Genomic DNA, 11,750 nt, shown 5'->3' with positions numbered 1-11,750 from the left:
TCAGGCCCCTTCCGCCAGCAGCAGGTCCAGGGTGCCGCGCAGGTCGTCCTGCTGCACCGCCGCGGTGTACACGGCGGCCACCCGACCCTGCCGGTCCAGCACCACGGTCGAGGGGATCGCGTTGGCCGGGTAGTCGCGGAACGCGAGGGCGACCTCGCCGCGCGGGTCGAACAGCGACGGGAAGGTGATCTCCCCGCCGTCGAGGAAGGCCTGCGCCAGCTGGCGGTCGTCCTTGACGTTGATGCCGAGGAACTCGACCCCCTCGGCCCCGACCTCGCCGTAGACCTCCTCGAACTCCGGCGTCTCCACCCGGCAGGGCGGGCACCAGGAGCCCCAGAAGTTGATCACCGCGATCTCGCCGTCCAGCGTCGTCGACTCGAAGGCGCTCCCGTCCAGCAGCTCGCCGGTGAACCGCGGCGCGGCCTGCCGCTCGTCGGCCGGGATGACCTCGCCGGCGGGCGTGCCGGCCACGAAGCGGAACTCGCCGCCGTTGTTGACGTCGACGGCGTCGGAGCCGGTGCTGCACCCGGCGAGCAGCGCCGTCGCCAGGACGGCCGTGAGCACCTTCCTCATGCGCCCGGCACCGCGTCGGGGTCGGTGGCGCCGGCCGGCTCGGCGTACGCGACGCCCACGAACCGGTCGTCCTCGTAGGTGAGCGAGGTGACGCTGGCCAGCGAGCACTCCCGGCGGCGGGGGTCGTGGGCGAAGCGGCGTCCCTCGACGTGCAGGCGGGTGGTCCAGATGGGCAGCTGGTGGCTGACCAGCACGGCCTCGTGGCCGCGGGCGGTGTCGCGGGCGGCCTCGACGGCGGCGATCATGCGCGCGGCGATCTCGACGTACGGCTCGCCCCAGGAGGGCTCCATGGGGTTGCGCAGCTTCCACCAGTTGCGGGGCGCCCGGAAGACGCCGCCCCCGCGGCCGACGACCGTGCCCTCGAAGGCGTTGCCCGCCTCGATGATCCGCTCGTCGACGGCGACCTCCAGCCCCGTGGCCTCGGCCAGGGGGCGGATGGTCTGCCGGGCCCGCTCCAGGGGGCTGGACACCAGGTGGACGACGTCCCGGCCGCGGAACCACTCCGCGGCCGCGACCGCCATGGCCTCGCCGGCGGCCGACAGCCGGTAGCCGGGCAGCCGGCCGTAGAGCACGCCGGCGGGGTTGTGCACCTCGCCGTGCCGGAGGAGGTGGACGACGGTGGTGGTCACGAGGAGCGCTCGCTGTCGATCGCGCCGGTGCGGTGGGCGTCGGCCTCGGCGGCGGCGCGGGCCGCCGCGGGCAGGGCCTCGAGCACGCGGTCGAGGGCCTCGCCGTCGAGCTGCGCGTTGACGAACCAGGCCTCGAACGCCGACGGCGGGAGGTACACCCCGCGGGCGAGCAGCGCGTGGAAGAAGGCGGTGTAGCGGGAGACGTCCTGCGTGCGGGCGTCGTCGTAGTCGCGCACCTGCCGCTCGTCGGGCACGAAGAAGATCGAGAACATGTTGCCGGCCTGCTGCACCCGGTGCGGCACACCGGCGGCGAACAGCGCGGCGCTCGCGGCCCCGCGCAGGACGGCGGAGACCTCGTCGCAGCGGGCGTAGACCTCGTCGGTGCAGTTCCGCAGCGTGGCCAGGCCCGCCGCGACCGCCACCGGGTTCCCCGACAGGGTGCCCGCCTGGTAGACCGGCCCGCTCGGCGCGAGGTGGTCCATGAGGTCGGCCCGCCCCCCGAAGGCCGCCGCGGGCAACCCGCCGCCCATCACCTTGCCGAAGGTGAACAGGTCGGCGTCGACCGGGTCCAGGCCGTACCAGCCCGACCGCGAGACCCGGAAGCCGGTCATGACCTCGTCGAGGACCAGCAGCGCGCCGTGGGCGGCCGTGATCCGGCGGAGCTCGGCGTTGAACCCGTCCAGCGGGGGCACGACGCCCATGTTGCCCGGCGCCGCCTCGCTGACCACCGCGGCGATCTGCGCCCCCCGCTCGGCGAAGACGGCCTCGACGGCGGCGACGTCGTTGTAGGGCAGCACGATCGTGTCGGCGGCGGCCCCGGTGGTGACGCCGGGGGTGTCGGGCAGCCCGAGCGTCGCGACCCCGGAGCCGGCCGAGGCGAGCAGCGCGTCGACGTGCCCGTGGTAGTTGCCGGCGAACTTGACCAGCAGGGGGCGGCCCGTCGCGCCGCGGGCCAGCCGCACCGCCGAGAGGACCGCCTCGGTGCCGGAGTTGACCAGCCGCACCCGCTCGACCGGCGCCACGCGGGCCCGGATCTCCTCGGCGAGCTCCAGCTCGCCCTCGGTGGGGGCGCCGAAGGACAGGCCCCGGCGCGCGGCGGCGGTGACCGCCTCGACGACGGCGGGGTGCGCGTGGCCCAGGATCATCGGCCCCCACGAGCTGACCAGGTCCACGTAGCGCCGTCCGTCGGCGTCGGTGATCCAGGGACCGGAGCCCTCGGCCATGAAGCGCGGCGTGCCGCCGACGGCGCGGAAGGCGCGCACCGGGCTGTTCACCCCGCCCGGGGTGATCTCCTGACCGCGGGCGAAGAGGCCGGCCGAGACCGGGGCCTCGTAGGTGTAGGGCGGGCTGTCCAGCGAGGTCACGTCCCCAGTGTCCCCTCTGCGCCGGGCGACCGTTCGGAGGCGTGGCGCACACCCGCCAGCAGGGCCGCCCGCAGCGCCGCGGGGTCGCGGGTCGGGACGAGCACCGTCCGGCCGTCGGTCAGCCGCAGCGGCAGCCCGGTGCGGCCGCGTGGCAGCGACCAGCCCCCGCCGAGCACGGGGGCGCCGGCGTCGACCCCGGCGTCGGCCTCCCGCAGCGCCGTCGCGTCGACCTCGCGCAGCGGCACCTGCTCGCGGCCCACCGCCAGGCCGTCGGCGTCCACCCGGACCGTCCACACCCGGCGGGCGGAGAGGCAGCCGATGGCGACGACGCCGGGCACCGCGACCAGCGTGACCACCCAGACCAGCGGCGGGACGTCGGGCCCGGGCAGCACCAGGTCCCAGACGACGAGGAGCCCGAGGACCCCGGCGACCAGCCAGAACGGCCGCCAGGAGCCCCCGGGCTCGACGTACGTCATGTCCCCGACCACCACCGGGTCAGCGGGTGAGCAGCCGCGCGGCCTCGACGGCCCAGTAGGTGAGCACCTGGCCGGCGCCCGCGCGGCGGATGGCGACCAGCGTCTCGAGGATCGCCCGCTCGCGGTCCACCCAGCCGTTGGCGGCGGCCGCCTCGACCATCGCGTACTCGCCGCTGACCTGGTAGGCGCTCACCGGCACCTGCACGGCCTCGGCGACGCGCGCCACGATGTCCAGGTAGGGCAGCGCCGGCTTCACCATCACCGCGTCGGCGCCCTCGGCCAGGTCCTGCGCCACCTCGCGCAGCGCCTCGTCGGCGTTCGGCGGGTCCATCTGGTAGGTCGACCGGTCGCCGAACTGCGGGGCACCCTCGGCCGCCTCGCGGAAGGGGCCGTAGAAGCCCGAGGCGTACTTGGCCGCGTAGGCCAGGATCGGCACCTCGGTGGACGCGGCGCTGTCGAGCCCGGCGCGGATCGCCGCCACCTGGCCGTCCATCATCCCGCTGGGGGCCACCAGGTGGGCGCCGGCCTGCGCCTGCGCGATCGCCACGGCGGCGTACCGGTCCAGGGTCGGGTCGTTGTCCACCACGCCCGCCGGGGTGACGACGCCGCAGTGCCCGTGGTCGGTGTACTCGCACAGGCAGAGGTCGGCCATGAGCACCAGCTCGTCGCCGAGGTCGGCCCGCAGGTTCTGCAGCGCCACGTTGACCACGCCGTCGGCGGCGTCGGCCTGCGAGCCGACCGGGTCCTTGCCCGACGGGATGCCGAAGAGCATCAGCCCGCCGATGCCGGCCTCGGCCGCCTCGTGCGCGGCCTTCCGCAGCGAGTCCTGCGTGTGCTGGACCACGCCGGGCATCGAGCCGATGGGCACCGGGGCGTCGATGCCCTCCTTGACGAAGACCGGCAGCACCAGGTCGGCCGGGGCCACCCGGGTCTGCGCGGTCAGCCGCCGCAGCGCGGGCGTCGACCGCAGCCGGCGCCCGCGTGCGAAGCCCGGGTTCGCGCCCTGCACGTGTCCCGCCCCGCCACCCGAGCCGGTCACTTACCCTCGCCGTCCTCCGCCTCGCGCAGCGACAGGGCGTACTCGGCCAGCGCGTCGACCAGCGGCGCGACGGCGGCCGTCTCCGGCTGCACGTCGACCCGCAGCCCGAACTCCTGCGCGCTCGCGGCGGTGGCCGGGCCGATCACCGCGACCACGGTCTTGGCGTGCGGCTTGCCGGCGATGCCGACCAGGTTCCGCACGGTGCTCGACGAGGTGAAGCAGACGGCGTCGAAGCCACCGCCCTTGATCGCCTCGCGCACCGCCGCCGGCGGCGGGGCGGCCCGCACGGTCCGGTAGGCGGTGACGTCGTCGATCTCCCAGCCGCGCTCGACCAGCCCGGCCGCGAGGGTCTCGGTGGCGATGTCGGCGCGGGGCAGCAGCACCCGCTCGATCGGGTCGAGCACGTCGTCGTACTCCGGGAAGTCGGCGAGCAGGCCCTGGCTGGACTGCTCACCCGTGGGCACCAGCTCCGGCTGGATGCCGAAGTCCCGCACGGCCTCGGCCGTCTGCTCGCCGACGCAGGCGACCTTCACACCGGCGAAGGCGCGCGCGTCCAGGCCGAGCTCGACGAACTTCTCCCGCACGGCCTTCACCGCGTTGACCGAGGTGAAGACGATCCAGCCGTAGCGGCCGGTGACCAGGCCCTTGACGGCGCGGTCCATCTGGGCCGGGCTGCGCGGCGGCTCGACGGCGATCGTCGGCACCTCGACCGGCACGGCCCCGTAGGCGCGCAGCCGGTCGCTCATCTCGCCGGCCTGGTCCTTGGTCCGCGGCACGAGCACCCGCCAGCCGAACAGCGGGCGGCTCTCCCACCAGGACAGCCGGCCGCGCTTGTCGACGGCGGTGCCGACGGTGGCCACCACGGGCCCGCTCAGCGGGTCCAGCCCGGCGGTCTTCTCCGCCACGGCGGAGAGCTTGGTGACCAGGCTCTTCTGGCCGGTGCCCGAGCCGCCGGTGGTCACGACCAGGGGGGTGCTGCCGGAGAGGCCGCCCTCCACCAGGCGCACGGCGGCGTCCGGGAGCTGGTCGGCGGTGCCCTGCAGGACCAGCGTGCCGCCGGCCGCCGCGGCGGCGCCGGCCAGCGCGGGGAGGTCCACGCCGCTGCGCAGGTCCGCGGTCACCGCGGTGCTGCCCAGCGCGACCCCCGCGAAGGCGGGGACGGCGGTGGCGGTGGCGACGCCCGGCACCACGTCGAAGGGCACGGAGGTGCGCCCGACGGCGAGCACCTCCTTGACCACGTCGTCGGAGGTGTAGGGGTCACCGGTCACCAGCCGGACGACGACGGCGCCGTTCTTGGCGGCCGCGACCGCACCCTTGGCGACCTCGGCGGGCTCACCGGACACCGGCGTGAGCTCGGTCCCCGGGTTGGCCTCGCGGACGGCGTCCTGGACGGCGGCGGGAACGTCGGGGTCGACGAGGACCACCGCCGCCTCGGCCAGCGCGGCGCTCGCCCGGGCGGTCAGCATGCCCGGGTCGCCCGGGCCGGCGCCGACGAACACGACCCGGCCGGCGTGGCCTGCGGTCTTGCGCAAGCGCGTCATCGCGTGCTCCTGATCCTGGCCCGACTGCGTCGGGCGTCTGGTATGGCCCGAGGCGATCGGGCGTCTTGTGGGGTCTGGGTGGGGCGGGGGGTCACTCGCCGGCCGCCATGAGCGCGGCCGCGCCCCGGTCGAGCAGCTCGGCGGCGAGGCCCCGGCCGAGCGCGGCGGCGTCGGTCAGCGGCCCGGTGGCCGACCCGCGGACGGAGTCGCTGCCGTCCAGGGCGGTCACCGAGGCGCGGAGGAACAGCTCGGGGCCGCTCTCCCCCTCGGCGACCTCGGCGTACGCGGCGACCGGGGCGCTGCACCCGGCCTCGAGCGCGGCGAGGGTGGCGCGCTCGGCCACCACGCAGGCGCGCGTGGCGGGGTCCTCGAGCCGGCCCAGCAGCTCCCGGGTGCGGGCGTCGCTGGTGCGGCACTCCACGGCCAGGGCCCCCTGGGCCGGGGCGGGCAGCACCTGGAGCGGGTCGAGGGTCTCGGTGATCCGGTCGGTGCGGCCGATCCGGCTCAGCCCTGCCCGGGCCAGGACGACGGCGTCCAGGTCACCCGGGCCGCCGGGCGAGCCGGCCACGCGGGCCATCCGGCTGTCCACGTTGCCGCGGATCGGCACGATGTCCAGGCCGAGGCCGAGGGCCCGCAGCTGCGCGACGCGGCGCGGGGCGCCGGTCCCGATGCGCGAGCCGGGCGGCAGCTCGCCGAGCGTCAGCCCGTCGCGGGCCACCAGGGCGTCGCGCGGGTCCTCCCGCACCGGCACCGCGGCCAGGTTCAGCCCCGGCTCGGGCGCGGTCGGCAGGTCCTTGTAGCTGTGCACCGCCAGGTCGATCTCGCCGTCCAGCAGGGCGCGGCGGATCGCGGTCACGAACACGCCGGTGCCGCCCAGCTGGGCGATCGCCGCCGAGGACCGGTCGCCCTCGGTGCTGATCAGCACGAGCTCGACCGGCACGCCGGTGGCGGCGGTCAGGGCATCGGCGACGTCCTGGGACTGCGTCCGGGCCAGCACGCTGGCCCGGGTGCCCAGCCGCAGCGGGACGGCGGTCCCCGCCACCGGGGCGGCGGTGACCTGCACCTCGGTGGCGGTCATGCCGGGCCTCCCGGGCGGTCGGGGTCGACGGTGACGGCGTCGGCCAGCCGGCCGGCGCCGGGGGTGACGTCGGCGTCGATGCCCAGACCGAACAGTGCCCGCAGCGCGCCGGCGTAGTCGGTGCCGCCCGGCGTGGCGGCCAGCTCCTTGACCCGCACGGTGGGCTCGTGCAGCAGCTTGTCGACCACGCGGCGCACGGTGCGCGCGATCTCCGCGCGGGCCCGGCCGTCCAGGTCGGGCAGCCGGCCGGCCAGGCGGAGCAGCTCGGCGTCCACGACCTCGGCGGCCTGGCTGCGCAGCGCGGAGACGGTGGGCCCGACCTCGGCGGCCTGCCGCTCGGCGCGCAGCAGCGCCGTCTCGGCCTCGATCATGGCGCGGGCGGCGCTGATGTCGTCGGCCGCCACCGGCCCCGCGGTGGTCTCGCCGTCGTGCCGCTCGCCCTGCAGGAGGGCCAGGTCCACGACGTGCACGCCGGGCAGCGCGGCCACGCCCGGGTCGACGTCGCGGGGCAGGGCCAGGTCGATGACCACCAGCGGCCGGTCGCCCCGGCCGGTCATCGCCTGCGCGACGACGTCGGTGCCGACGACCAGCCCGGTCGCGCCGGTGCAGGTGAGGAGCACGTCGGCGGCGGCGAGCTCCTCACCCACGCCGGTCAGGGGAACGGCGCGGCCGTCGACCGCCTCGGCCAGCCGCCGGGCGGAGGCGGGGGTGCGGCTGCTGACGACCACGTCGGCGCCGCGACGGGCCAGCGTGGTCGCGGCGAGCGCGCCCATGGACCCCGCGCCGACGACGAGGACGGGCCGGCCGGCGAGGGCGCCGATGCGGGCCTCGGCCCGGTCCAGGGCCACGGAGACGAGCGAGGCGCCGGCCTGGTCGATGCCGGTCTCGGAGTGGACCCGCTTGCCCACCCGCAGCGCGCGCTGGGCGACCGGGTGCAGGGCGCGGCCGACGGTGCCCTCCTCGCGGGCGAGGGCGTAGGCGGCGCGCAGCTGCCCGAGCACCTGGGTCTCGCCGACGACCATCGAGTCCAGCCCGGCGGCCACGGTGAACAGGTGGGCCACGGCCTGGTCCTCGTAGTGCACGGTCACGTACGGGGAGAGCTCCTCCACCGTGGCGCCGGCCTGGCGCGCCAGCACCCGGCTGACGTCGGTGACGCCGCCGTGGAAGCGCTCGACCTCGGCGAACACCTCGACGCGGTTGCAGGTGGCGAGCACCAGCGCCTCGCTGACGTGGTCGCTACCGACCAGCTCGTGCAGCGCCTTGACCCGCTCGTCGGGACCCATCGCGAACTGCTCCAGCAGCGCGACCGGTGCGGTCTGGTGGCTCACGCCCACCGCCAGGAGGCTCATGCTGACTCCTCCCCCACGGGCACCCGCTGGTGGCCGAGGAAGGCCAGCACCTGGAGCTCCACGGAGAGGTCGACGTGGCGGACGTCGACGCCCGCGGGGGCCGACAGCGTCACCGGCGCGAAGTTCAAGATGCTCCTCACCCCGGCCGCGGCGAGCCGGTCGCAGACCTGCTGGGCGACGTCGGCCGGCGTCGCGATGACCCCGATGGAGGCCTGCGTGGCCGCGACGACCGCGTCGAGGTCGGCCACGTCCTGCACGGTCAGCCCGCCGATGCGCTGGCCGACCCGGCTCGGCGCGGCGTCGAGGAGGCCGACGAACTCGAAACCCCGGCTGCCGAAACCGGCGTAGTCGGCGAGCGCCGAGCCCAGGTTGCCGATACCCACGAGCACGCACGCGCGGGAGCGCTCGGCACCCAGCACGCGGGCGATGCGCTCGCGCAGGGCGCGCACGTCGTAGCCGACCCCGCGCACCCCGCAGGAGCCCAGGTGGGACAGGTCCTTGCGGAGGCCGGCCGGGTTGACCCCCGCGGCCGAGGCCAGGTCGCCGGAGGAGACGGTGGTCCGGCCGCCGTCGGCGAAGCTGGTCAGCACCCGCAGGTACACGGCCAGACGGGCGACGGTGGCCTCCGGGATCGACCGGGGCCGCGGCTGGATCACGGGCTCTCCACAGCGGTCGCGCCCGGGGGCCCGGCGGGCGCCGGGGGCGGGGCTACGACATCGGGGACGCGGGCGCACGAAGCGCTCGCGACAGCCACGGTAACCGCTTGTGAACGCAGGAACAAAGTCGCCGGGACCGCATCGGCCCGTTGACCTGGGCCGATCGGGTCGCAGATGTGGTGGAGACCACGGTAGCCGCCGGGCGGCCGCCACCCGGACGGGGGGTGCGCGCCGGAGCCCGGCCCTACACCCCGAGGTCCCGCCGCAACCGGGGGACGTCGAGCGTGAAGTAGGAGTGCTCCCGGCCGTCGAGCAGAAGGACCGGCACCCGGTCGCCGTACTCGGCCTGCAGCTCCGGGTCGGCGTCGACGTCGACCTCGACGACCCGCAGGCCGGCGTTCGCGGCGAGGGGGGCCAGCTGCTCGGCCGCGGTGCGGCAGAGGTGGCAGCCGTCGCGCACCAGCAGCTGCAGGCGCTCAGCCATCGCCGGCCTCGCCGGTGGCGGCGGGCACCGTCTCGTCGGCGTCGCTGTCGGTGCCGGTGAGGCCCAGCTCGCGGAGCCGGGCCCGGCTGACCTTGCCGGTGAGCGAGTGGGGCAGCGACGGGAGGAAGTGGAGCGACGTCGGCACCTTGTACCGCGCCAGGGACTCCGCGGCGTGCGCCTGCAGGTCCTCGACCGCGAGCCGCTCCCCCGGCGCCAGCACGACGACGGCCTGCACCGCTGCCCCGGTGCGCGGCTCGGGCACACCGATGACCGCGCTCTCCGCCACCGCGGGGTGCTGGTCGAGGACCCGTTCCACCTCGGCCGGGTAGACGTTGAAGCCGCTGACGAGGATGAGGTCGCTGCGCCGGTCGACGAGGTGGAGGTCGCCGTCGGCGTCGCGGTAGGCGAGGTCGCCGGTGCCCAGCCACCCGTCCGCGTCCGGCCCGTCGGCGCCGTCGGGCCAGTAGCCGGAGAAGAGGTTGGGGCCGCGCACCCAGATCTCGCCCGGGCCCTCGTCGGCGCCGTCCTCGCCCCCGTCGCCGCCGGCCGGGTCGCCCGGGAGCGGTGCCGCGACGGCGGTGTCGCGCAGCGCGAGCTCCAGCCCGGGCACCGGGCCGCCGATGCAGGCGGGCTTGGCCCGGCCGGTGGCCAGGGTGCTGGCCACGACGGGCGCGGCCTCGGTGAGGCCGTAGCCCTCCCACACCGTGACGCCGGCGCGCTCGCGCATCGCCGTCCACACCTGCTCGGGCAGGGGTGCGGCGCCGGCGGAGGCGATGCGGACGGCGGCGAACGCGCGGCGGAGCATGGCGTCGGGGTGGGCGGGGTCCTCGAGGTTGTCGGCGTCGGCGACGGCCAGCCAGGCCTGGTACATCGGCGGCGCGCCGGGGACGGCGGTGACCTGCTCGTCGGCCATCAGCGCGAGGCAGGCGCGCGGGTCGAAGGTCTCCTGCAGGACCGCGCAGGCGCCGGTGGCGGCGACCAACCCGAAGCCGGCGTTCAGCCCGTAGACGTGGAACAGCGGCAGCACCAGCAGCACCCGGTCGTCGGCGCGGACGGGCGGCGGCGTCATGGCCAGGCACTGCTCCTGGTTGGCCCGGAGCGCGCCGGAGGTGAGCATCGCGCCGCGCGGTCGGCCGGTGGTCCCGCTGGTGTAGCAGAGGAAGGCCAGCGCCGCGGGGTCGTCGGCCACCGTGGGCGACGGACCCTCGGCCTCGGGCGGCCCCGGGCAGACCGGGACCCCGGCCAGCGGGTCGCGCACGCCGGTGGCGACCAGCAGCGCGGCGCCGGAGTCGGTGAGCACGTGCTCGAGCTCGGGGTCGGTGTAGGCGGTGTTCACCGGGACGACGACGAGGCCCGCTCGCAGCCCGCCCAGCACCGCGCGCAGCCAGTCCACCCCGTTGGGCAGCTGGACGGCGACCCGGTCCCCCGCGGTCAGCCCGCGGCCGGCGTACCCCGCCGCGACCCGGTCGGCCGAGGCGTCGAGCTCGCCCCAGGTCAGCCGGCGGTCGCCGGACACCACGGCCAGGGCGTCCGGGTCGCGCTGCGCGGCCGCGCGGACGAGCGCGGCCAGCGAGGTGCCTGCCTCGGACACTGCATCTCCTGTCGTCGGTGCGGCACGCAGCCGGCGCCCCGGCGTGCGCTCGGAGGCGCGCGGGGGCAGGCTGCCGTGGACGGCCAGGGGCGATGTTGTCACCATGGGGGCCGCGCCGCAGCCCCCGCACGGTTCCGGCGCGCCCTGCGCACGAGGACGGTCCAGGCACAGCGGGCCGATGAGGAGGTCGAACGCCCGCATGCCGCACCCGCTGGATGCCGAGCGGTCCGCCGAGCCCCGCCCGCGTCCGACGCCGTTCCCCCGCGCGAGCTCCGAGGCCCTGCCCGCGCCCGTGGTGGCCCACCCGCCCGCCGGCCCCCCGGTCGCCGTGCCCGACGCCGCCGACCTGCCCACCGAGGTCGTCGCGGAGCTCGCCGAGGTCGACCCGGGCCCGGTGGCGGCCGGCGACGTCGACGTCTGGGAGCTGGTGCGCCGGACGCAGGCCGGGGACGCCGAGGCATTCGGCCGGCTCTACGACCACTACGTGACGCTGGTGCACCGGTACGTCTACCACCGGGTCGGCGACCGGGCGACGGCCGAGGACGTCACCAGCGAGACCTTCGTGCGCGCGCTCCGGCGGATCGACTCGCTCTCGTTCCAGGGTCGCGACGTCGGCGCCTGGCTGGTCACGATCGCCCGCAACATCATCCGCGACCAGGTGAAGAGCAGCCGCTTCCGGCTGGAGGTCAGCACCGCGGACATGCGGGACGCCGACCGGGCCACCGACGGCCCCGAGGACGCCGTCCTGCAGCACCTCACCAACGAGCAGCTGCTCGCCTGCGTGCGGCAGCTGGGGAGCGAGCAGCAGGAGTGCATCGTGTTGCGGTTCCTGCACGGTCTCTCCGTCTCCGAGACTGCCGAGATCATGGGGAAGAAGGACGGCGCCATCAAGGCGCTGCAGCACCGGGCGGTCCGGCGGCTGGCGAGCCTGCTCCCCGAGGGGCTGCGGTGACCCGTGCCCCGGGGCCGG

At 76.5% G+C, this 11,750-nt stretch carries 12 protein-coding genes; 1 reads left to right on the top strand and 11 read right to left on the bottom strand.

Annotated elements, in window-relative coordinates; genetic code table 11:
* From ACI794_RS03505 to ACI794_RS03455, 11 genes are all read right to left on the bottom strand, one after another.
* Entirely contained in the window at window positions 1-573 is a 573-nt protein-coding gene (locus ACI794_RS03505) for a redoxin domain-containing protein (protein ID WP_456602628.1), read from the bottom strand.
* Entirely contained in the window at window positions 570-1,202 is a 633-nt protein-coding gene (locus tag ACI794_RS03500) for a histidine phosphatase family protein (protein ID WP_456579737.1), read from the bottom strand. The genes ACI794_RS03505 and ACI794_RS03500 overlap by 4 nt, the downstream gene beginning before the upstream one ends.
* Window positions 1,199-2,566, bottom strand: coding sequence for a glutamate-1-semialdehyde 2,1-aminomutase (hemL, locus tag ACI794_RS03495; RefSeq protein ID WP_456615675.1), 1,368 nt, complete (start codon window positions 2,564-2,566; stop codon window positions 1,199-1,201). Before hemL ends, ACI794_RS03500 begins: the two co-directional genes overlap by 4 nt.
* On the bottom strand, window positions 2,563-3,042 hold the full coding sequence (locus tag ACI794_RS03490) for a hypothetical protein (protein ID WP_456602630.1): 480 nt from the start codon (window positions 3,040-3,042) through the stop codon (window positions 2,563-2,565). Before ACI794_RS03490 ends, hemL begins: the two co-directional genes overlap by 4 nt.
* 19 nt (window positions 3,043-3,061) lie before the next feature.
* Window positions 3,062-4,081, bottom strand: coding sequence for a porphobilinogen synthase (hemB, locus tag ACI794_RS03485; RefSeq protein WP_456602631.1), 1,020 nt, complete (start codon window positions 4,079-4,081; stop codon window positions 3,062-3,064).
* A complete protein-coding gene (locus ACI794_RS03480) occupies window positions 4,078-5,622 on the bottom strand; it encodes a uroporphyrinogen-III synthase (RefSeq protein WP_456602632.1) in 1,545 nt (514 codons plus the stop codon). The genes hemB and ACI794_RS03480 overlap by 4 nt, the downstream gene beginning before the upstream one ends.
* 91 nt (window positions 5,623-5,713) lie before the next feature.
* On the bottom strand, window positions 5,714-6,700 hold the full coding sequence (gene hemC, locus ACI794_RS03475) for a hydroxymethylbilane synthase (RefSeq protein ID WP_456602633.1): 987 nt from the start codon (window positions 6,698-6,700) through the stop codon (window positions 5,714-5,716).
* Complete coding sequence (locus ACI794_RS03470; protein WP_456615674.1) at window positions 6,697-8,049, bottom strand: glutamyl-tRNA reductase; 1,353 nt, start codon at window positions 8,047-8,049, stop codon at window positions 6,697-6,699. The genes hemC and ACI794_RS03470 overlap by 4 nt, the downstream gene beginning before the upstream one ends.
* Window positions 8,046-8,705, bottom strand: coding sequence for a redox-sensing transcriptional repressor Rex (locus ACI794_RS03465; RefSeq protein WP_456579744.1), 660 nt, complete (start codon window positions 8,703-8,705; stop codon window positions 8,046-8,048). Before ACI794_RS03465 ends, ACI794_RS03470 begins: the two co-directional genes overlap by 4 nt.
* A gap of 244 nt (window positions 8,706-8,949) precedes the next feature.
* Window positions 8,950-9,189 (bottom strand): glutaredoxin family protein, encoded by a 240-nt coding sequence (locus ACI794_RS03460; protein ID WP_456615673.1) that lies wholly within the window; start codon window positions 9,187-9,189, stop codon window positions 8,950-8,952.
* Complete coding sequence (locus ACI794_RS03455; RefSeq protein ID WP_456602636.1) at window positions 9,182-10,780, bottom strand: AMP-binding protein; 1,599 nt, start codon at window positions 10,778-10,780, stop codon at window positions 9,182-9,184. The genes ACI794_RS03460 and ACI794_RS03455 overlap by 8 nt, the downstream gene beginning before the upstream one ends.
* A 199-nt stretch (window positions 10,781-10,979) precedes the next feature.
* Between ACI794_RS03455 and ACI794_RS03450 the strand changes: the two genes are divergently transcribed.
* Window positions 10,980-11,732, top strand: a complete 753-nt coding sequence (locus ACI794_RS03450; RefSeq protein ID WP_456615672.1) for a sigma-70 family RNA polymerase sigma factor — start codon at window positions 10,980-10,982, stop codon at window positions 11,730-11,732.
* The last annotated feature ends 18 nt before the right edge of the window (window positions 11,733-11,750 follow it).

The organism is Blastococcus sp. SYSU DS0541, assembly GCF_054050875.1.
This window is presented reverse-complemented; position numbering and strand designations above follow the sequence as displayed.

Coding starts and splice junctions, on each gene's coding strand:
- ACI794_RS03505 (WP_456602628.1), bottom strand. CDS start 573: ATGAGGAAGGTGCTCACGGCCGTCCTGGCGACGGCGCTGCTCGCCGGG.
- ACI794_RS03470 (WP_456615674.1), bottom strand. CDS start 8,049: ATGAGCCTCCTGGCGGTGGGCGTGAGCCACCAGACCGCACCGGTCGCG.
- ACI794_RS03480 (WP_456602632.1), bottom strand. CDS start 5,622: ATGACGCGCTTGCGCAAGACCGCAGGCCACGCCGGCCGGGTCGTGTTC.
- ACI794_RS03490 (WP_456602630.1), bottom strand. CDS start 3,042: ATGACGTACGTCGAGCCCGGGGGCTCCTGGCGGCCGTTCTGGCTGGTC.
- ACI794_RS03450 (WP_456615672.1), top strand. CDS start 10,980: ATGCCGCACCCGCTGGATGCCGAGCGGTCCGCCGAGCCCCGCCCGCGT.
- hemC (WP_456602633.1), bottom strand. CDS start 6,700: ATGACCGCCACCGAGGTGCAGGTCACCGCCGCCCCGGTGGCGGGGACC.
- ACI794_RS03460 (WP_456615673.1), bottom strand. CDS start 9,189: ATGGCTGAGCGCCTGCAGCTGCTGGTGCGCGACGGCTGCCACCTCTGC.